20 protein-coding genes are annotated in these 21,577 nt (G+C 46.2%); 5 read left to right on the forward strand and 15 right to left on the reverse strand.

The annotated features are described in order from the left end of the window. Positions 1-78 precede the first annotated feature (78 nt). The 3 genes from ABQ275_RS18145 to ABQ275_RS18155 all read left to right on the forward strand — a co-directional run bounded on the left by ABQ275_RS18145 (position 79) and on the right by ABQ275_RS18155 (position 3,188). The gene (locus tag ABQ275_RS18145; RefSeq protein ID WP_349314571.1) at positions 79-429 is read left to right on the forward strand and encodes an MmcQ/YjbR family DNA-binding protein; all 351 of its coding nucleotides are present in this window, start codon (positions 79-81) and stop codon (positions 427-429) included. A 73-nt stretch (positions 430-502) separates the two neighbouring features. Then, positions 503-2,392: a CocE/NonD family hydrolase gene (locus ABQ275_RS18150; RefSeq protein WP_349314572.1), complete on the forward strand. Its 1,890-nt coding sequence runs from the start codon at positions 503-505 to the stop codon at positions 2,390-2,392. Positions 2,393-2,459: 67 nt separating this feature from the next. After that, the gene (locus tag ABQ275_RS18155; RefSeq protein WP_349314573.1) at positions 2,460-3,188 is read left to right on the forward strand and encodes an FKBP-type peptidyl-prolyl cis-trans isomerase; all 729 of its coding nucleotides are present in this window, start codon (positions 2,460-2,462) and stop codon (positions 3,186-3,188) included. Positions 3,189-3,298: 110 nt separating this feature from the next. On the opposite strand, the gene ABQ275_RS18160 is transcribed toward ABQ275_RS18155, so the two are convergent. The 8 genes from ABQ275_RS18160 to ABQ275_RS18195 all read right to left on the reverse strand — a co-directional run bounded on the left by ABQ275_RS18160 (position 3,299) and on the right by ABQ275_RS18195 (position 11,473). Next, a complete protein-coding gene (locus tag ABQ275_RS18160) occupies positions 3,299-4,294 on the reverse strand; it encodes a chorismate synthase (RefSeq protein WP_349314574.1) in 996 nt (331 codons plus the stop codon). Positions 4,295-4,351: 57 nt separating this feature from the next. Continuing rightward, positions 4,352-5,614, reverse strand: coding sequence for a 3-phosphoshikimate 1-carboxyvinyltransferase (gene aroA / locus ABQ275_RS18165; RefSeq protein WP_349314575.1), 1,263 nt, complete (start codon positions 5,612-5,614; stop codon positions 4,352-4,354). Positions 5,615-5,653: 39 nt separating this feature from the next. Further along, on the reverse strand, positions 5,654-6,679 hold the full coding sequence (aroB, locus tag ABQ275_RS18170) for a 3-dehydroquinate synthase (RefSeq protein WP_349314576.1): 1,026 nt from the start codon (positions 6,677-6,679) through the stop codon (positions 5,654-5,656). Positions 6,680-6,690: 11 nt separating this feature from the next. Continuing rightward, positions 6,691-7,794: a chorismate mutase gene (locus ABQ275_RS18175; protein WP_349314577.1), complete on the reverse strand. Its 1,104-nt coding sequence runs from the start codon at positions 7,792-7,794 to the stop codon at positions 6,691-6,693. A gap of 34 nt (positions 7,795-7,828) precedes the next feature. Further along, positions 7,829-8,671: a prephenate dehydrogenase gene (locus ABQ275_RS18180; RefSeq protein WP_349314578.1), complete on the reverse strand. Its 843-nt coding sequence runs from the start codon at positions 8,669-8,671 to the stop codon at positions 7,829-7,831. Further along, complete coding sequence (locus ABQ275_RS18185) at positions 8,668-9,831, reverse strand: aminotransferase class I/II-fold pyridoxal phosphate-dependent enzyme (RefSeq protein ID WP_349314579.1); 1,164 nt, start codon at positions 9,829-9,831, stop codon at positions 8,668-8,670. Before ABQ275_RS18185 ends, ABQ275_RS18180 begins: the two co-directional genes overlap by 4 nt. Before the next feature lie 20 nt (positions 9,832-9,851). Continuing rightward, positions 9,852-10,676, reverse strand: a complete 825-nt coding sequence (locus ABQ275_RS18190) for a prephenate dehydratase (RefSeq protein WP_349314580.1) — start codon at positions 10,674-10,676, stop codon at positions 9,852-9,854. 563 nt (positions 10,677-11,239) lie between these two features. Continuing rightward, on the reverse strand, positions 11,240-11,473 hold the full coding sequence (locus ABQ275_RS18195) for a hypothetical protein (RefSeq protein WP_349314581.1): 234 nt from the start codon (positions 11,471-11,473) through the stop codon (positions 11,240-11,242). Between the two features lie 132 nt (positions 11,474-11,605). Here ABQ275_RS18195 and ABQ275_RS18200 point away from each other — a divergent pair, with 132 nt between their 5' ends. Then, positions 11,606-12,181, forward strand: coding sequence for a sigma-70 family RNA polymerase sigma factor (locus ABQ275_RS18200; protein WP_349314582.1), 576 nt, complete (start codon positions 11,606-11,608; stop codon positions 12,179-12,181). Positions 12,182-12,195: 14 nt separating this feature from the next. Continuing rightward, the gene (locus ABQ275_RS18205; RefSeq protein ID WP_349314583.1) at positions 12,196-13,290 is read left to right on the forward strand and encodes a S1C family serine protease; all 1,095 of its coding nucleotides are present in this window, start codon (positions 12,196-12,198) and stop codon (positions 13,288-13,290) included. A gap of 101 nt (positions 13,291-13,391) precedes the next feature. Here the strand turns inward: ABQ275_RS18205 and ABQ275_RS18210 are convergent, their stop codons facing one another. The 7 genes from ABQ275_RS18210 to ABQ275_RS18240 all read right to left on the reverse strand — a co-directional run bounded on the left by ABQ275_RS18210 (position 13,392) and on the right by ABQ275_RS18240 (position 21,575). Further along, positions 13,392-14,108 (reverse strand): carboxypeptidase-like regulatory domain-containing protein, encoded by a 717-nt coding sequence (locus ABQ275_RS18210; protein WP_349314584.1) that lies wholly within the window; start codon positions 14,106-14,108, stop codon positions 13,392-13,394. A gap of 184 nt (positions 14,109-14,292) precedes the next feature. Then, positions 14,293-14,478, reverse strand: a complete 186-nt coding sequence (locus ABQ275_RS18215) for a CsbD family protein (RefSeq protein ID WP_349314585.1) — start codon at positions 14,476-14,478, stop codon at positions 14,293-14,295. A gap of 81 nt (positions 14,479-14,559) precedes the next feature. After that, the gene (locus ABQ275_RS18220) at positions 14,560-15,504 is read right to left on the reverse strand and encodes an aldose 1-epimerase (RefSeq protein WP_349314586.1); all 945 of its coding nucleotides are present in this window, start codon (positions 15,502-15,504) and stop codon (positions 14,560-14,562) included. 89 nt (positions 15,505-15,593) lie between these two features. Beyond that, positions 15,594-16,922, reverse strand: a complete 1,329-nt coding sequence (gene xylA, locus ABQ275_RS18225; RefSeq protein WP_349314587.1) for a xylose isomerase — start codon at positions 16,920-16,922, stop codon at positions 15,594-15,596. 37 nt (positions 16,923-16,959) lie between these two features. Beyond that, positions 16,960-18,438: an FGGY family carbohydrate kinase gene (locus tag ABQ275_RS18230; protein ID WP_349314588.1), complete on the reverse strand. Its 1,479-nt coding sequence runs from the start codon at positions 18,436-18,438 to the stop codon at positions 16,960-16,962. A gap of 50 nt (positions 18,439-18,488) precedes the next feature. After that, a complete protein-coding gene (locus ABQ275_RS18235) occupies positions 18,489-20,174 on the reverse strand; it encodes a sodium/sugar symporter (RefSeq protein ID WP_349314589.1) in 1,686 nt (561 codons plus the stop codon). 261 nt (positions 20,175-20,435) lie between these two features. Further along, positions 20,436-21,575 (reverse strand): FAD-dependent oxidoreductase, encoded by a 1,140-nt coding sequence (locus ABQ275_RS18240; RefSeq protein ID WP_349314590.1) that lies wholly within the window; start codon positions 21,573-21,575, stop codon positions 20,436-20,438. Between the last annotated feature and the right edge of the window lie 2 nt (positions 21,576-21,577).

The raw sequence follows: 21,577 nt of genomic DNA on the forward strand, positions 1-21,577 counted from the left end.
ACCAGCAGTAAATGCTTGCGGCCGGTGTTTTTATATCATCCTGTCAATTCTTATATTTGTTATCTAACAAGATGGCTCATGAACATAGAACAATTCCGGGAATATTGTCTTTCCCTCCGCGGTGTTACGGAAGAATTTCCTTTTGGAGAAGAAACCCTTGTATATAAAGTATCCGGAAAGATGTTTGCCCTGAGCGGTCTTGAAACATTTGAAACCATTAACCTGAAATGTGATCCGGAAGAAGCCGTTGAATTACGGGAACGTTATGAAGGCGTAACACCGGGCTATCACATGAACAAAAAACACTGGAACACCGTAGACGTGCATTCCAACATCCCCAACAAGCTGCTGCTTGAGTGGATTAAAAACTCCTATGACCTGGTGGTAGCCAGTTTACCTAAAAAAGAAAGGGAGAAATTAGCGCCCTAACCACTCGCCCAATTCCCCTGCCCCATTCCCCGTTTTTTCACTACTTTAGTTCCAATCTAACTAAATCGTTTTTATGAGAAAATGGCTGCTGCTGGCCTGCGCCGCGCTGTTTATATTCCCGGTTATTACCAAAGCGGTAAACCAGGATTCCCTGTGGATGTATGAACACTACACAAAAAAAGAAGTGTATATCCCTATGCGGGATGGTGTAAAATTGTTCACCTCGGTATATCTGCCTAAAGATCAGTCGGAGAAGCATCCTATACTGATGACGCGCACACCTTACTCCTGCTCACCTTATGGTGAAAACAATTTCCGGCCGCTATACCGCAACCACTACAACCAATACCTGCACGAAGGCTATATCATGGTGATCCAGGATGTGAGAGGTACCTGGATGAGTGAAGGCAAATTTGTAAATGTGCGGCCTTTTAATCCCAATAAAAAAGGTAAAAAAGATATTGACGAAGCAAGCGACACTTATGATACTATCGACTGGCTGGTGAAAAACCTGGCGGGCAACAACGGCCATGTAGGCATATTCGGCATCTCATATCCCGGCTTTTACTCTACCATGGGCGCTTTGAGCGGACATCCGGCGTTGAAGGCGGTAAGTCCGCAGGCACCGGTGACGGATTGGTTTATGGGAGATGATTTCCACCACAACGGTGCGTTCTTTATTGCGGATGCCTTCTCTTTCTATACCGTCTTTGATCATCCGCATCCAAAACCTACCATGGAAGGCCCTAAAGGATACGATTATTATACCCACGATAACTACAAGTTTTACCTGGAAACAGGTGCGCTGCCAAACTTTTCAAAGATCATTGGCGACAGCGTTGCCTTCTGGCAGGAAATGTATGACCACCCTAATTATGACAGCTATTGGAAAGCGCGTAATGTGCGTAACTTCCTGTATAATGTAAAACCGGCTATGCTGGAAGTAGGGGGTGTATTTGATGCAGAAGACTGCTTCGGCGCCTGGAATACCTACAAAGCAATTGAAACACAGAATCCCAAAGCCAACAACCGCATTGTAATGGGTCCCTGGTACCACGGACAGTGGGCTTCCAACGATGGCACCAGCCTGGGCAATGTGCGCTTTGACAGCAACACATCTACTTATTACGCCAATAATATCGAAATTCCTTTCTTTAACTATTACCTGAAAGGTAAAGGTCAGGCGCCGGATATCGAAGCCACCATCTTCTTCACCGGTGAAAACAAGTGGAAGCAATTCCCTAAATGGCCACCGGCTGCGATGCAGGAACAAGCTGCCTACCTGCAACCAGATGGTAAATTGTCTTTCTCCAAACCATCTGCCAGTAATAGTTTCAGCGAATATGTCAGCGATCCTTCCAAACCGGTTCCTTATACAGAAGATGTTCACTTCAACCGGACCATCAGTTATATGACAGATGACCAGCGGTTTGCTTCCCGCAGACCCGATGTGGTGGTATTTGAATCGGCCGTACTGGACAATAACATTACCCTTGCAGGTCCGCTGGTGGCCAACATCATCGCCAGTACAACCGGCACTGATGCAGACTTCATCGTAAAACTGATAGATGTTTTCCCGGATGATTTTAAATATGAAGAAGATGAACCGACCGAACATCGCCGGCTGCCTTCTTCTACCTACCCGATGGGTGGCTACCAGATGCTGGTACGTGGAGAAATCATGCGCGGCAAGTTCCGTAACAGCTTTGAAAAACCGGAAGCCTTTGTTCCCGGTGAGCCCACTCCCGTAAAATTCACCATGCCGGATGTAGCGCATACCTTTCAGAAAGGCCACCGCATTATGATCCAGGTACAGAGCAGCTGGTTTCCGCTGACAGACCGCAATCCGCAGCAATTCATGGATATCTATAAAGCAACTGATAAAGACTTTAAGAAAGCAACGATCCGTATCTATCATGATGCAGCGCATCCGTCAAATGTGCAGCTACCAATTATGAAATAGTTAATTCATTAACTTGCAGGAATAACGCTATCTTATCCGACTCAATTATTGACAATCACACACATCTATGTACAAGAAGTTCTTATTTTCAGGTGTACTCGGACTACTGGCCTTACCCGGCTTTAGTCAGAATAAACCTGCTCCCAAACCTAAACCTAAAGCCCCCGCTGTAAAAACAGCAGTAAAGGCACATCCACTCAAAACACGTCTTGATTCCGTGAGTTATGGCATTGGCGTCAATATAGCCGACAATCTCAAAGCACAGGGATTCGATAACGTGAATACAACGCTACTGGCTAAAGGTATCCAGGATGCGTTGGCCAATAAAACATTAACGCTTTCTAAAGAACAATGTGATATGAGTATAAGTAATTTTCTGCAACAGTTAAAAGGTGAGAAATTCGCCAAGAACCGCGAAGCAGGTGAGAAATTCCTGGCTGAAAACAAATCAAAGCCAAGTGTGGTAACACTTCCCAGCGGACTGCAATACCAGATCCTGAAAGAAGGTGATGGCCCCAAACCGACTATCAATGATAAAGTAAAAACACATTATCATGGTACTTTAATAGATGGTACTGTGTTCGATAGCTCGGTTGACAGAGGCGAGCCTATCTCTTTTCCGGTAAGTGGTGTGATCAAAGGCTGGACAGAAGCCTTGCAGTTAATGCCTGTAGGTTCCAAATGGCGCCTGTATGTTCCTGCTGATCTTGCGTATGGTGATCGCCAGGCAGGTCCGAAAATCGGCCCCGGAAGCACATTGATATTTGATGTGGAGTTACTCGAGATCGTTAAATAAAATTTGGGGATTTATTTATTTTCTTATTTAGATATTTTGTTTCAAAGCAGATATACCGCTGAACAAAATATCTAAATAAGAAAATAAATAAATCCCCAAATTCAAAACAGCTATTTCCAGATCCTCGGTCTTATTTGTTCCAGTAGCATGAAATCCGCCAGTACCATGGCTGTTACAGCTTCCAGTACTACAGGTACGCGCAGTGCTATGCACAGGTCATGACGACCTTTTACACTAAACGTTTCTACCTCACCACTTGTGATATTGAGTGTATGTTGCTCCTTTGGTGTGCTGGAGGTAGGCTTTACCGCAATACGGAAAACCAGCGGGTTACCGTTGGTAATGCCGCCTACTATACCACCGGCATGGTTGGTGGCTGTTTTACCGGTTTGGTCTATAATGGGATCATTATGTTCCAGTCCTTTCATTTTGGCAGCGGCAAAGCCGGCGCCGAATTCAACGCCTTTAACGGCAGGAATAGCAAATACGGCATGTGCCAGTGCTGATTCCAGGGAATCAAAGAAAGGCTCTCCCAAACCGATGGGGAGGCCATCTACCACACATTCCACGATACCACCTACAGAGTCTTTGGCAGCAATAGCTGCTTCCAGTCCTTCTTCTGCATTTGCATAACCGCCCACTTCTGTTATAGTAGCCTGTACTTTTACGCTATCACCCAGGATCTTTTTTGCGATTACACCGGCAGCCACCAGGTTTAGGGTAAGCCTGCCGCTGAAATGCCCGCCGCCACGATAGTCTTCAAAGCCGCCGAATTTTTCAGTGGCAACAAAGTCGGCATGGCCGGGGCGTGGAAATTCGCGCAGCTTTTCATAATCTGCGCTGCGGGTATTATTATTTTCGAAAAGAATGGTCAAAGGTGCGCCGGTAGTGCGGTCGTTGAATACACCTGATTTGATAAAAGGCAGGTCTTCTTCCTTACGGGGCGTAGTACCTCTTGAACCACCTTTGCGGCGTTCCAGGTCGGATAAAAAATCTTCCTGTTTTAAGGGAATACCTGCGGGGATGCCATCTATATTAACGCCCACGCTGGCGCCATGTGATTCCCCAAAAACATTTACCCTGAATATTCTGCCAAAACTGTTCACACGCTGATGATTTAAAATGAAAAAAAGAATCGCTGGCTACCGGCATAGCGCCGGGAGTTATGCATGCACGGCTACCAGGCCGCCCAATTGCTGCAGATGATCATAGAATTCGGGATACGATTTATTGATCGCTTCCGCGCTTTCTATTACCACAGGACCATCGGCTGTAAGTGCCGCTACGGCACAGGCCATGGCGATGCGGTGATCATTATGCGAATGTACTACAGCCCCTTTAATACCGGTGCCACCGTATACCAGCATTTCATCTCCCTGCAATGCTATCTTTATACCCATCTTGCCAAATTCTGCCTGCAACGTTAATCCACGATCGCTTTCTTTATGTGCCAGGCGGCTCACTCCTTTTATTTTCGTAGTGCCGTTACAGTTAGCAGCCAGTGCTACCAGTGGCGGAAACAGATCCGGGCAATCCGTTGCATCTATTTCAAAAGCCTGGAGTCCGGCTTTTTCAATATTTACCGTAAATAAACCAGGCAGAATATATGCGCCGGCTTTTTCCAGGGCTTCCATAATGGCTTTGTCGGACTGGGCAGATTCTGTACTGAGATGATGTACTTCTGCCTTACCGGCTACTGCGGCGGCCACCAGCAAAAATGCAGCGCCACTCCAGTCACCTTCCACTGTATATTCGCGGGCTTTATACGCCTGTTTTTTTCCAAAGTGAAACTGCTCAAAGTCCTTCTCCTCCACATTTACACCGAAATGCGCCATCAATTGCAGGGTTAACGCAATGTATGGTTTGCTTTTAAGATCTTTCACGGTGATGGTCACATCTTCGGCGGCAGCGCCATAGGCCATGAGCAAACCAGTCAGGAACTGGGAGCTCAGGGAGCCGTCGATCGTAATATTTTTAGGTTGTAAAGGGCCCTCTATGTGCAGGGGCAGTTTACCTGCCTGTGTGCTGCATTTTACATCCAGCTGTGGGAGTACTTCTTCGAAGAATCCCATCGGGCGGGTGGTTAAGCTACCATGGCCTACAATTGTAATAGGCAGGGCAGCTAATGCTGCAATCGGCGTAAACATACGGATACCCAAACCGGATTCGCCGCAATTGATTTCATCATAAAACGGTTGTACACCGTTGCTGGTGATTTCAAAATGATCTTCTTCTCTTTTGATTTTAGCGCCCAGATTTTCCGCTACTTCCAGTGCTGCCAGGCAATCATTGCTCAGGCCGGGGTTACGGATAATACTTTTACCTTTGGCCAGCAAAGCCGCTGCTACAGCGCGTTGCATAGCACTCTTGGAAGGATTTGCCGTAACGGTGCCTTTAATGATGGCTGGTGATACAGTAACTTGCATATGTATATGTCGTCCGCCTTTAATTTGTTTAGAAAAAAATTACAACTCCTGTAGCAAACCTTTCAGTTCTGCTATGGGCACAGGCATCGTAGTGGCCTTTCCTATCTTCTCCAGCAATACAAAATGTATTACGTCTTTCTCACGTTTCTTGTCCAGTTTGAATATGTCGAATACGGCTTCTTTATCGGAAGAAAAAGCAACCGGTAACTGGTAATCGTTGATCAGTTTTATCAGGCGCAGTGTTTGATCTGCCGGCAGGTCCATCAGTTTCTCGGAGAAGCGGGCTGCCGCCACCATGCCTATTGCTACGGCTTTGCCGTGTGCAATATGTTCCAGCTTTTCTACGGCATGCCCAAGGGTATGACCAAAGTTAAGCCAGCGGCGTGGTCCGTTTTCAAACTCATCTTCCAGGACCACCTTTATTTTTGCTTCCACAGATTTTTCCACCAGGTATTTCAGCACGGCCACATCGCGTGCGAGGGCTTTTTCACGGTTGGTTTCCAGGTAGTCAAACAAGGCGGCATCCATGATGCAGGCATATTTGATGATCTCTGCAAAACCGTTGTGCCATTCCTCATCGGGCATAGTTAGTGGAAGTTCATAATCAAAGAGGATGAATTCCGGTTGACGGATAATGCCCAGCAGGTTTTTATGCTTACCATGACTCACGCCGTTTTTACCACCGATGGAAGCATCCACCTGTGCCAGCAAAGTGGTGGGTACAAAACCGAAAGGAATACCACGCATGTAAATGCTGGCAGCGAATCCGGCTACATCTGTGATCATACCGCCACCAATGCCTACCAGTGTGGTTTTGCGATCCGCTTCATGTGCAATGAGGCCATCGATGATCAATTCAACGGTAGCCATATTCTTCACTTCCTCGCCTGCGGGTACTATTATTTTCTTCCAGTCGTGCAGCTGATGACCGTGATGCCGTTCCACATGTTCATCAATCACCAGTACCGCCCGGTTCCTGTCTACATGATTGCCCAGTTGCAGCAGGCGTTCCCCTAAAAAAAAGGTAGTTGCCTGCTGCTGAAATTGGTGCGTTATTTTTAACATGGTTGTGTTACTTATTTATCTTCGTTCATCACCTTGTTCTGGCGGTTGATGGATTCCAGGTGTACTGCATCGAAATATTTCACGATGAATTCTTTGGTCAGGCCCAGCTTTTCACCTTTAGCGGTGGCGCGGTCCAGGATCTCGTTCCAGCGGTTTGTTTGCAGGATGGTGATGTTATTTTCCTTTTTATAGGAACCGATTTTTTCAGCAATTTTCATACGGTTGCCGAGCAACAGCATAATTTCATCATCTACCTGGTTGATCTGCGCGCGCAGTTTTTCCAGTGCAGAGTTGAAATCTTTTTTATCGGAATGCTCTCTTCTCCATACGATACCGTCCAGCAGTTCAGCCAGTTTTTCAGGTGTAACCTGTTGTTTGGCATCGCTCCATGCGTTATCAGGATCAATGTGTGTTTCCAGCATCAGACCATCATAATCCAGGTCGATTGCTTCCTGTGAAACTTCCTGTAAGATATCGCGGCGGCCGGAGATGTGACTTGGGTCGCAGATCATAGGCAGTTCAGGCATACGGCGTTTCAGTTCAATAGCGAGATGCCACATAGGCGCATTACGGTATTGAGTGTTGCCATAGCTGGAGAATCCGCGGTGAATCAAACCTACTTTGGTGATACCGGCTTTCTGGATTCTTTCCACAGCGCCTATCCACAGTTCCAGATCAGGATTGATAGGGTTTTTGATCAGTACGGTTGTATCCACACCTTTCAGGGCGTCGGCTACTTCCTGTACGGAGAAAGGGTTTACAGTAGTACGGGCACCCACCCACAGAATATCCACACCAAAGTGCAGTGCATCTTCTACCTGTTTAGCGGTCGCTACTTCCACTGCCAGCGGCAGGCCGGTAATTTCGCGGGCTTTCTGCAGCCATGCCAGACCTTTGGTACCGATGCCTTCGAAAGAACCGGGGCGGGTACGGGGTTTCCAGATGCCGGCGCGTAAAACGTCCACTTTACCTGTTTTTTGCAGGGCCAGTGCGGTGGCTAATACCTGCTCCTCTGTTTCTGCGCTGCAAGGACCGGAAATAATCAACGGCTTTTTGTCAGAAGAAGGATCTGAGAATTTGGTTTTGGATAATATCTGTTCCATTGTCTGTACCATAGTATTGAAGTTAAGGAGATTGTTAGAATTTATGTTATTTCAGGATCTTCCTGATTTTATTGGATTTCTGAATCAATTTATAAAAGGTATCGTAGTCTTCCTGTTCCAGCAGTGTTTTCATCTGTTGTAACTGGTTGATATGTTCTTCGAGTACATCCAGCACGTTGGTGCGGTTATGTTTGAAGATAGGCACCCACATATCCGGCGAACTTTTGGCGAGGCGCACGGTAGATTCGAAACCACCGCTGGCCAGTTCAAAGATGCGTCCTGATTCCTTTTCCTTTTTCAATACTGTTAATGCCAGTGCGAAAGAGGTGATATGGGAGATGTGGGAAACGTAGGCGGTATGCACGTCGTGTTCTTCTGCATTCATGTATACGGTACGCATCTGCAATTGGTCTACCATATTCTCCACCATTTCCAGCGCGTCATCATCGCTGTTCTTCACATCGCATAATACGATGGTCTTATTTACAAAAAGGTTGCGTACAGCAGCGTCGGGGCCGGAGTACTCGGTGCCGGCCATCGGATGGGCAGCAACGAAGCGGCCACGGTTGGGATGACCGGCAACGAGTTCGAGTATTATTTGTTTGGTAGATCCTACGTCCATAATCACCTGGCCGGGGCGTACTTTATCCAGGATGCCGGGCAGTACCTGGAGTACGCCGTCAACCGGAATGGCCAATACAACCAGGTCGGAGCGTTGCATGGCTTCCTCCAGCGACGCGCCTTCATCGATGATGTTCAGCTCTTTGGCGCGCTGAAGGTGAGATGCCTGCTGGTCTACCCCGATGATCCACTCTGCCACTCCCTTTTCTTTAAGGGTGATAGCCAGCGAGCCACCAATTAAACCTGTTCCTATAATAGTTACAATCATTTTACGCTTGTTTTTATACGGTCAATCGCTTCCTGGAATACCTTTTCATCCTGACACAAACTCACCCTGATATAGCCGTTTCCGTTACTTCCGAAGATACCGCCGGGGGTAATGAATACACGGGCTTTTTGCAGCACTTCGTCACTCAGCGTATAGCCGTCGGCGTAAGTCGCCGGTATGCTGGCCCATACAAACATGCCCACCTGGTTTTTATCGTAGCTACAGCCGATCAGGTCCAGCAACTGGTACACTTTTTCGCGGCGGCCACGATATATTTTATTCAGCTCATCATACCATTCCCTGCCCAGCTGTAAAGCCTTTACAGCAGCCATTTGCAGGGGCTGGAACATACCGGAGTCCATATTGCTTTTAAAGCGCAGCACTTCGGCAATCCAGGTAGCATTACCCACGAGCATGCCTACACGCCATCCGGCCATGTTGGATGATTTGCTCAATGAGTTCAGCTCCAGTACCACCTCTTTGGCACCTTCAAACTGCAGCAGACTTTCCGGTTGCTCATTGAGAATGAAGCTGTACGGATTATCATGGCAGATGAGGATGTTATGTTGTTTTGCGAAAGCCACGAGCTTTGCAGCAAATTCCTTGTTCACTTTAGCACCGGTTGGCATGTGTGGATAGTTTACCCACATCAGCTTCACACGGCTCAGGTCTTTTTTCGACAGGGCATCGAGATCGGGCAGCCAGCCATTTGCTGCTACCAGGTCGTAATCCACTACGGTAGCGCCGCTCAGGTTTACAGCAGCACGATAGGTAGGGTAACCGGGATTAGGGATCAGTGCCTCGTCGCCAGCCTGGAGGTAGGTCATGCAGATGTGCATGATGCCTTCCTTGGAGCCGATCAGCGGCAATACTTCCGTATCCGGGTTGAGGGTAACCTGGTAATAATGCTGATACCAGTCTGCCATAGCCTTGCGCAGTGCGGGGATACCTTTGTAGCCCTGGTATGCGTGGGTGTTTGGCAAGGCAGCATACTCGTTCAATGCGGCTACCACCGAAGGGTGTGGCGGCAGGTCCGGACTACCGATGCCGAGGTTGATCACCTTTGCGCCGGTTTGGTTCATCTCATCTATTTCTCGTAGTTTCCTGGAGAAATAGTATTCTTCTGTACCCTGTAATCTTTTAGCAACCTGTATCTGCATATTCTGCGTTCTGAAACTGATTAATGTGTTTTCCCTTTTTTATAAATTCCCAGCACTGTCAGGTGTTCTGTGAGTGCTTCTATTTTCGCGAGGGCCTTTTCGAAGTGCGCCTTGTTATCAAATTCCATATCGGCGTAGAAGTAATAGTTCCATTCTTTTGCCGGTATGGGAAAGGATTGCAGTTTTGATAAGTTGATGCTTGAATCTGCAATTTTTGTGAGCACTTTGGCCAGCGCACCATGCGCGTGACTGGTTTGAAAATAGACGGAGGCTTTGTTGGCATCCGGTGCAGCCATCACCGGTGTACGGGAAATGGCCAGGAACCTGGTATAGTTATTCTTATTCGTCTGAATGTTTGGTGCGATGATATCCAGTTCGAAGATCTCTGCTGCCAGTTTGCCGGCAATAGCCGCAACGCTTTTCAGCTTTTTCTGCCGTACATGTTTCGCGCTGAGGGCAGTATCTTCTGTTTCTACCAGCTTGATATGCGGGTATTTTTCCAGGAAATCGATACACTGCAAAAGTGCCATAGGATGTGAATGTACCTCACGGATATCTTCCATTGTCTGACCGGGTAATACCATCAGGTGCTGGTTGATCTGCAGATATTGTTCGCCGGTTACATGCAGTCCTGAGTTTTTGATCAGGCTATAGTTTGGTAAAATGCTGCCAGCGATGGAGTTTTCTATGGCCATCATGCCGGCATCCACATCGGGTTGTTTTTTTACTCTACGCACCAGGTCAGAGAACGTGGCACAGGCTTCGATTTCCGTTTGTTTACCGAAATATCCCTGCGCTGCTACCTGGTGGAAAGAACCTTCAAACCCTTGTATGGCAATTTTCATGTGTATGTGATTGATTTTTTTATTTATAGTTGCTACAGCAACTAGCTATTTGAAACAGAAAGGGCCCCGTCTACGGGACCCTTTGCATTTTACCTTTGTATATAAAGTTATTTTATTGCAAACGAGTCCCCGGCTTCTCCGCAAAAAAGAAGAAGTAAAAATAATAAGTACTAAAGCTGCGATTTAACATGATAATAATATTTAATAACTAAAAAAGGCCCCCCGGTTTACCGGAAGGCCTCTTTTGCAGTTTCTTTTTATTTTGTACTTACAAACGACCTTCCTATTTCTGGTACCAGAAATAATAAAAGCCAAAAAATCCAAAAGTCGTTTGTGTAGTCATGATATTTTCTCAGTTGCTTTGAATGCAGGGCAAAAATACGGCACGATTTTAATTATCCAAGCTCTAATGATAAAAAATATACTTTTTTCAAAAAAAACTATCGATTTTTGACATTTTTCGAAAAAACGTAAAAATATCAGGCCCGGCAATACAGATAAGATAAAAAAACCGTCCTGACAAAGTCGGGACGGTTATTTATTAAACCTGAATAGTTTACTAATTATTTATGTGCAGCTGCAGAATCAACTTTGCTAGCTAATGAATCAACAGTAGCTTTAGCTGAATCGCCAATAGCCTGTGTAGCTGAATCAGCTACCTGAACGGTAGAATCGATAGCATTAGCAGCTGCAGTAGCAGTTGAATCACCAGTAGCTTCAGTGCTAGCGCCACCGCAAGCAACAGCGAACAGACCGAAAGAAAGTGCTAAGAAACCAAGTTTGATTGCGTTCTTCATCGTACAATAATTTTAAGGTGTTTTTTGAATGATTTAATCTTTATACCGGGATCACCCAAAAGGTAACCCAAACTTTAAAAAAAAAATTTTTCGGTACTTTGGGTTACCAAATGCCTAATAACTGTATTAAGAGTGAAGCAAAATCAAGACATAACAAGAGATAGGGAGTTATTGCTAGGACTGGCAAAAAGCGATGACAAGTCATTGGAAATCATTTATTCGGAAAATTTTCCGGTAGTACTTCGGATGATTTTGCAGCACAATGGCTCGGAAGATGATGCAAAGGATGTTTTTCAGGAAGCAATTATCGTGTTATATGAGAAGGTGATCAGCGGCGATTTTTCTTTAACCAGCAAACTAAAAACATTTTTATATTCCGTTTGCCGGCATCTGTGGCTGAAAAAAGTACAAAGTACTTACGGACTTTTTGCTTTGCCCCCCGAAATGGAAGAGATCATCCCCGCTACTGAAGCACTGGATGACCACGCAGCCAAAGATGAACAGTTCAGGATCATGGAAAATTCCATGGGCAACATCGGAGAACCCTGCAAAACAATCCTGGAAGATTATTATCTGCATAAAAAATCCATGCAGGAAATAGCAGACAAATTTGGCTACACCAACGCCGAAAATGCCAAAAACCAGAAGTACAAATGCCTGATGCGTTTGAAAAAGTTATTTTTTGATCAGTATAATATATCACTATAAGCAGTAAAGCGGCCATGAAAGAAGATATGATGTTATTACGTGAAATTGAGCGTTACCTGGAGGGGGAAATGAGCGGACAGGAAAAAGCTGTATTCGAAGAACTGCGTAGAACTCATCCGCTGATCAACAAACAGGTAATAGAACACCAGCTTTTCCTGCAACAGCTGGGCAGCTATGGTCAACGACAGTCATTACAGGCAAAAATGGATAAGATCCATCAGCAACTGGACATGCCCAACCTGCGCAAACAGGCACAGGAAGCCACTTATACGGCTAAAAGGATATCCATACGCCGTAAAACCATTACCAACCTGGCAGCAGCTGCCTGCATCGCACTGGTAACATCATTGTCTACCATCGCTGTAATACAGAAAGCCGCCAAAAATAAATCCACTGCACAATATGAAGATGTAAGAAGGGTGCTGAATAATATTCAACGCTCCCAGACTGCACTCATGAACGATATCAACAGTAAGAATAAAGCACCTGTAAACCCCGGCACCTACGGTGGAACCGGCTTTGCAGTATCCGGCAATGGCTATATCGTGACCAACTATCATGTAGTAGCAGGCGCCGACTCCGTATATGTACAGAATAATAAAGGAGAAGCATTTAAAGCGATCAGCATTTTTGAAGATATTTCCAGTGACCTGGCTGTATTGAAAATCGCTGATTCTTCCTTTAAAAACCAACCCCTTCCCTATGCATTAAAACCGCAAAGTGTGAAAGTGGGCGAAGAAGTATTTACCATGGGTTATCCCCGCGATGAAATGGTGTATGGCAAAGGTTATATCAGCGCCAAAACAGGTTTCAACGGCGACACTACCGCCTACCAGGTATCCATTCCTGTAAATCCGGGCAACAGCGGCGCACCGCTGCTGGATAGCAAAGGAGATGTAGTAGGGATCGTTACCGGCAAACAAACCACCTCAGACGGCATCGCATTTGCAGTGAAATCGGCTCACCTGAAACGGCTGCTCGACGAAGTAGCGAAAGATAAAGGACCGAGAAAAGAATGGAGCCATAAAAGCCATCTCGAAGGGCTGAACAGGGTAGATCAGATTAAAAAACTGGAAGACTTTGTGTATTTAGTCAAGGTATATAATTGATTTAGAGATTTAGTTATTTATGAATTTATATATTTGAAATGCAGCGGAAATCTCCGCTGCATTTTTTAATAACTAAATAAAAAAATCCCTAAATATTTATTCTATTTGGCTTTCCACGATTTGTACTTATCGGTGATCCAATATAGCAGGTCATTATTTGGTAAGCTGCGGATCACATTGTAATCGGGATAATTATCACGCATAAATAACTGCAGGGAATCTCCTTTGAGACCAGTCACCTGGTTTACCAGCAGCGGCGTGAAGCGGGAGTCGATATATTTTTCTTTCTCCATCACTTCATAATTCTTCTTAAACTGCCGCTTCTGTTTTTCTTTCTTTGAAAAACGGGTAATAGGGCTAAACACAATACCGGCGCCCTCCGGTGTATTACCACCGGCCAGTGGCTTATTGGGATTATCCAGTATATAGCCATACTGCTGGCGACGCTCCATAGAATCAATCTGGTACGGGGTGTATTGAGAAGAAATCTCTACTCCTTTCAGGAATTGACCTGCCACCACCATTTTCACATTCACCGTTTCGGTACCGGTAGTCTGGCTGACCCTCAGTGTATCCGGGAGATAGCCCACGAAAGTGAATACGATGCGGTCGTTACGGGAAGCTGAAATTTTATAATAGCCGCCCTGATCAGACAGAGAACGCTTACCTGTGTTTATATTCGTTACAGTAGCAAACGGTAGTACCAGCTTATTACTGTCTGATATCTGCCCGGTAACCGTAACCTGTGCACTCGCCAGCTGTGTGGATAACAAGGCGAAAATGCAGCCCAGTGCAAATATGCGTATGAAAACCTTCATAGAATTGAATATAGTTTTAAATCCCTACTATCCTTCCTCTCCTGAACAAACATCTCAGTATGTACATTGTTCATATCCTATCCGGCTACAAATTAAAGAAAATGATGCGGTGTTAAAAAAACAAAAATCCTCCTGCCTATAGACAGAAGGATCATGTAATTGACATTTCAGGTTAATTTAATGTTTATGCTGATTTAAGAAGGCTGATCACTTCATCACGGGTTTTACCCAGCTTTTGCTGAAGCTTACCTATCAACTTATCTTCCTGGCCTTCTTCAAATAACAGGTCATCATCTGTGAGGTCTGCATATTTCTGCTTGAGACTGCCTTTGATTTCATTCCACTTTCCTTTGATTTGTAACGTATCCATAACTTTTCAATTTATATGGTGATATAATCGGGTTACTTTCTACAGGAGTGGAGCCAAAGACTATGCCATCAGCAGAAAAAATCAGGCGGTAACCCTGATCCTTGTATCAAAAACCTTGCTTTCCCCGGCAGCCAGCGTAACCAGTCCAAGCCCGTTGTTAAAGGCGTTGGGCGCTCCGCTGAGGTTCTCTATTGCGATGCTGTTACGATGCGGTGGAATATATATTTGCAAGATCGGGTAGCTGGTACCCGGAAAGAAGGTGATGTTGATATTTTTCACCGGATCGTGGAGGTTGGCTAACGGTTGCGCCTGCGTGAAATCCAGCAAAAAAGAGTTGTCGAGTTCCACACCAGCCAGCTTCTTACCCTGGGTAAATTCAGTATATGGCAGCACTTTCCCGGTAGGGATCAGCTCCTCATCAAATTCCACCATTTCTTTGGAAGCAAAAGTGAGTATCAGTTCATCTACCGGTGTACCGGTATTGAAATAAGGATGCCAGCCATCCATTACCGGAATGGAAGTTTTGCTGTGGTTGACAATCGCGGTAGTTATCTCCAGCTCGTTATCTGCATGCAGTGTGTAGGTAGCGTTACAGTCATAACTAAAAGGATAGCCGGTATCTGCTTCTTTAAAACTATGGGATAAGGTTACGGAAGCACTGTGTTCATTGGCATGCTGTTGTGTAACTGTAAATGCGGCATCATACAACATGCCATGAAGCGCATTATCGGGCGGTATTGTTTTTTGAATAGTATAAGACACCCCTTCCCACTGGTATTGGGCATCTTTAATACGGCAGGCAAAAGGACTCAGTTTTACCCCCTTAAAGCTTTCGCGGAGATTATCCTGTAAATCCCGGATACTACTGTAATTATCAATAAGGTTCATTGTTTCACCGTTGCGCTTCACTTTAAAAGCATGCAACAACGCGCCGTGTGCAGGAATGATCTCTATCTGTGTACCAGTTTCCTGGTTAGTGAGCGCAATAATATCAAATCCTGCTTCCTGGAAAGTACGTATAAGCATGAGGGTTATTCTTTGAATTGAGCATAAAATATAAAAAAATACGAATCATACCACTAAGTGATCAGTGGTATGATTCGTCATCCCTTTTTTTAGATACAGCCGTTGATAAGATTCTCCAGCCATTCCTGTCTGCCGCTCAGTTGCTTAGGTTCGCCGTTTGCAATGGCAAAGCTGCGAAGGTCTTCCAGTGACAGTTTACCTTCTTCAAATTCTTTTCCTTTACCGGCATCAAAAGAAGCATAACGATCCTGCCGGAATTTTTTATAGGAAGTTTGTGTCAGCACTTTTTCGGCAATGATAGCTGCCCTGGCAAAAGTATCTATACCACCGATGTGTGCGTGGAAGATATCTTCGAGATCGGTAGAGTTACGACGTGTTTTCGCATCGAAGTTAACACCGCCGCCGCCAAATCCGCCGCCATCAAGGATTACGAGCATGCTTTCAATAAGATCGTTCAGGTTGGTGGGGAACTGATCGGTATCCCAACCATTCTGATAGTCGCCGCGGTTGGCGTCAATGCTGCCCAACATGCCTGCATCTACAGCTACCTGTAATTCATGCTGGAAAGTATGACCAGCAAGGGTAGCATGGTTTACTTCGATGTTGAGTTTAAAGTCTTTATCCAGTCCGAAGTGACGCAGGAAACCTATTACGGTGGCACTGTCGTAATCGTATTGATGTTTGGTAGGCTCGCAGGGTTTGGGTTCAATAAAGAAAGTTCCTTTGAAACCCTGTTTACGCGCGTAATCGCGGGCTACTGTGAGGAACTGTGCCAGGTGTTCCTGTTCCCGTTTCATGTTTGTATTCAGGAGGGTCATATAACCTTCCCGGCCACCCCAGAAAACATAGTTTTCACCACCCAGTGCGATGGTAGCATCCAGTGAATTTTTCACCTGTGTACCTGCATAGGCCAGCACGGAAAAATCAGGATTGGTAGCAGCACCATTCATGTAGCGTGGATTGCTGAATACGTTGGCAGTGCCCCACAACAGCTTTACGCCACTGGCCTGCTGCTTTTGTTTGGCGTATGCAACAATCTGCTGCATACGACTTTCGTATTCGGCGATGTTAGCGCCTTCATCCACCAGGTCTATGTCGTGAAAGCAGTAATAAGGAAGTCCCATTTTGGTGATGAACTCAAAGGCTGCATCCATTTTGTCTTTTGCACTCTGATTGGCATCAGCGGCAGCCAGCCAGGGGAATGCTTTGGTACCGGGACCAAACGGATCGCCGCCGGTGCCGCAGAAGGTATGCCAGTAGGATACTGCAAAACGGAACAGTTCCTTCATGGACTTACCGGCAATCGTTCTGTTTTCGTCATACCACTTATAGGCCAGCGGATTATCAGACTGGGGGCCTTCGTAAGCGATCTTCCCTATCCCTTTAAAATACTCGTGATTTCCAAGTGTAATGCTCATAAAATGTAAAATTTAAAATACCGTATATCAATAGCCGTTAGTGTAACAGGGAGCGTAGTCCGTTCAGCCAGTTACCATATGCATCGCGAAACTGCGTTTGCAGTGCTGCATCCGGTTCTATGACTGAAAGACACTCCATACCATGAAACGCTTCTTTCAGATTAACATATCCTGCCCCTACTGCTGCACCGCGTGCAGCACCCTGGGCGCCGTCTGTATTGTATAGTTCAATGACTACATTCGCTGTATTGGCAAATGCTTCGCGGAAGACAGGGCTCAGGAACATATTGGTATGCCCGGCCCTCACGCGGTGGATGTCCAGCTCCATTTCGGCCATGATGTCCATGCCGTAATTGAGGCCGAATACAATGCCTTCCTGTACTGCACGCAGCATATGCGCCCTGCTATGCGTGTTGAAATTAAGGTTGGTAACGGTGGCGCCTATACTTTTATTTTCGAGGATCCTTTCGGCGCCGTTTCCAAACGGAAATACCTGTAGTCCCGCTGCCCCTACCGGTGCGGTAGCAGCTTCCTGGTTCATATCGGGATAGGAGATCTCCCCTATCATTTTTTTGAGCCAGCTGTTGGCGATACCGGTACCGTTCAGGCACATGAGCACGCCATTGCGCACATGCTCTTCTTCATTATTGACATGCACAAACGCGTTGACCCGGCTGTGGTGATCAAATGCATTTTTATCATGTACGGCATATACCACACCGGAGGTGCCCCCTGTAGTAGCGGCTTCGCCGGGTTGCAGCACGTTCAGTGAAAAAGCATTGTTGGGCTGGTCGCCGGCACGATAGGTAACCGGTGTACCTGCCACCAGTCCCAGTATGGACGCCGCCTTTTCTGTCAGTTCCCCTTGTACGCCGAAAGTGGGTACAATCGCAGACAACAGGTTTTGATCAATATTGTAATGATCCAGTAACTTTTTGCTGACACTGTTTGTTGAAAAATCCCAGAAGGTGCCTTCAGAAAGACCGGACACCGTAGTACAGGCATCACCGGTTAATTTCATGGCAATGAAATCGCCGGGCAGCATTATTTTATGGATACGCTCATACACCTGTGGCTCGTTTTCCTGTACCCAGCGTAGTTTTGAAGCAGTAAAGTTACCGGGAGAATTCAGCAGATGTGACAAACAGTATTTATCTCCCAAAGCAGTAAAAGCGTCATTCCCTATCTCCACAGCACGACTATCGCACCATATAATAGCAGGGCGTAATACCTGCTGCTCTTTATCCACACACACCAGACCATGCATCTGGTAAGCGATACCAATACCTTTTACAAGGGCCGCATCGAAGGAGAACTGTTGCCGCAACAGCTGCGTGGCGTGAATCACTTCCTGCCACCAGCTTTCGGGGTCCTGTTCCGCCCAGCTGGGATGTTGCACCAGGATCGGCATCTCTTTGGATGGACTGGTGGCCGATGCTACGCACCTGCCACTGTCTGCATCCAGTAAAGCCGCTTTTATCGAAGAAGATCCTATATCATAGCCGATGAAATACATACCTGAAAAAAATTACGATTGACGAATGATAGACGGTGTTATATTATTTACTACCAAAAAACAGTATACAATGCGATCAGGATACCGGTAATCAGTAAGGCGCCAACGGTGAAGCCTAAACTTGGTTTAAACATACTGCTGTCGATGGCAAGTCCTTTTGGATTATTGGCGCTTGTTTTATCAGACAAGGTGATAATGATCATCCCCACCACACAAATCACAAACACAATACCCATCCGATCAATGAAGGCCATTTCCCACAAGCCGCTGTCCGGATTCAGTGCGGAATAACCAATCTGATGCAACGGTTCCAGGTTGACCCATGCCGGCATGAATTTCAACAGGAAAGACAACAACAGACCGCCTATCATGGCAAACATGGCGGCGCTGGAAGTAGTACGTTTCCAGAAGAAACCCAGTGTAAACATAGCAAAGACTCCGGGGGATACAAAACCCGTGTACTCCTGGATAAACTGGAAGCCACCTTTTTTATCGATACCCAGGAAATTGGAGATAACGATGGCGATAATCATCGTAACGATCACGACTGTACGGCCTACGCTTACTACCTTTTTCTCATCAGCATCTTTATTATATATCTTCTTATAAATATCCAGGGAGAAGATGGTAGAAATACTGTTGGCTTTACCTGCCAGAGATGCTACCACCGCGGCTGTCAACGCAGCAAATGCCAGTCCTTTCAAACCGATAGGTAAGAGGTTCAACAATACAGGATAGGCGTTATCCGGATTCAACACCCCGTCTTTCATCATTTCTGTTTCAAAAGAACCGTGGTGTTGCTGGTGTAATACATAGGCTGCGATACCTGGCAATACTACAATGATGGGCATCAGCAACTTCAGGAAACCGGCAAAGAGCAAACCACTGCGGGCAGTTTTGAGATCAGCTCCCAGTGCACGTTGCGTGATATACTGATTACACCCCCAATAGTTCAGGTTTACGATCCACATCCCCCCGACGAGTACACTCAATCCGGGTAGATCCAGGTATTTGGGATTCTCCTTATTCAGAATCATGTGGAAGTGATCACCGGCGTGCTCTGTTAAGAGGGAAAACCCTTTCAATACCCCTGTTGTACCAAAATGCGCTGATACCAGCTGCAAGGCCAGGTAGGTAGTTGCCAGGCCGCCCAGGATCAGGAAGAACACCTGTATCACATCGGTGTAGCCGATTACCTTCATACCACCCAATGTGATCAGGATAGCAAAGAAGGCCAGCGCCACCATACATACATAGAAGTTAATACCTGAAATTGTGGTAATAGCAAGCGCACCCAGGTAGAGGATAGAAGTAAGGTTCACGACCACGTAGAGTAGCAGCCAGAACACGGCCATGATGGTACTTACCGTTTGATTATACCTGCGTTCCAGGAACTGGGGCATGGTATAGATCTTGTTTTTCAGGTAAATAGGCAGGAAGAATATGGCGACTACAATCAACGTAGCGGCAGCCATCCACTCATAGGTAGAAATGGCCAGACCAATATTAAAGCCATTACCGGACATCCCGATAAACTGCTCTGCGGAGATGTTGGAAGCAATCAGGGATGCACCAATAGCCCACCAGGTAAGCGATCCTTCTGCCAGGAAAAAGTCTTTTGAATCAGTAGTTGCCTTTTTCTTTCTCCGGTAAATATAATACCCGTAACCGGCCACAATAAAGAAGTATACCAGGAATACCAGGTAATCAACATAGTGAAGTGTGTTTGATTTCATAACGTTCTTACGTGATTATAAATAAATTTAGCGGATCAATATAGTAAATAAATGTAAAAAATACGCTTATGACCTCTTAAAATTTAAAAACTGAAAACCGCGGCGGGCACCGCGGTTTTCAGGAGATCAAATCTATAAATTTTTATCAGCTATCATAGTCTATTAACAAAAAAAGCAACATTTGATACCCAATTTTGGCACAAAATGTTCCCTCCTGTTGCATTTCCTGCATTTTTATTTTCCTTTTTAATGTTTACATGTTCAGCTGTCAGTAGCCATGGAAGCAATCCGCTCCCCTATCAGGGACCCGATAGCGATCCCCATGCCGCCCATTCGTACACCGAGAATAATATTTTTCGTATGTGCGCGGACGATAGGCTGCCTGGTTTTGCCAAAGGCCATGATCCCCGTCCACCTGTCTGCGATGGTGACGTCTCTTCCCGGAAGCACGAGGGTACGCAACAGCACTTCCAGTTCATGCTGGATACGGTCGTTGAACAGGAATTCTGTGGAGGCTTCGCCTGCGAAGTCCAGTTGCCGGCCACCGCCTATCAGCACGCGGCCATCCAGTTCCCGGAAATAATAGTAGCCTTCTTCCATGTGGAAGATGCCTTTAAACGGTAAGTCCTTCACCGGTTCGGTGATCAGCACCTGACCACGGCCGGGCACAATATCTTCGTCCGGTAGCAGCTCCCGCGTAAAGGCGTTGGTACAGAGGAGGAGTTTACGCGCAGAAAAAACAATTTCATCTTTCAGGGTATGATGCGGCACAACAACGTTAACGCCTGTATGCAGATCCACGATCCGGCTCACGGGGCATCCTGTTTTGATTTCCACTCCTTTTTCCATGGCCATATCAATAAGGGCGCGCATCATCTTACCGGTATGCAGTTCTCCTTCAAAATTATTGCGGATAATGGCTTTGACGTGTGTCGTCGCAAAACCAAAAGTATCCATCATTTCATTCGTAACCGTGAAAGCGGATTGTTCGCGGAAAAGAAAGCGCATCATATCATTTACGAAGTCCAGCTGGTGCAGGGCCCATTCCTGTTTAGCCCCTATCAGTTCGTAGCTGCCGTTCTCCTGGTATCCGATCCGGTCATCTCCCAAACGTCTGCGCAGCAGCTTTAATCCCGCCACCCGCATGGCTACGAGGTTCAGCACATCTTCGGTGGACATGGTTTGCAGGTCTGCCAGTATTTCGGTCAGACTGCCGATACAGGCAAAACCTGCATTCCGGGTACTGGCGCCGGTGGGCAATACTTCCCTTTCCAGTACCAGTACACGCGCCCGCGGCTCCCGGTCTTTCAGACTCACGGCAGCAGACAATCCGACGATACCACTGCCTATAATGATATAGTCGTATTGCAACAGGCTTTGTTTTTCCCAGTAACTAAGCATGC

The organism is Chitinophaga sp. MM2321, from assembly GCF_964033635.1.
Taxonomy (GTDB): Bacteria; Bacteroidota; Bacteroidia; order Chitinophagales; family Chitinophagaceae; genus Chitinophaga.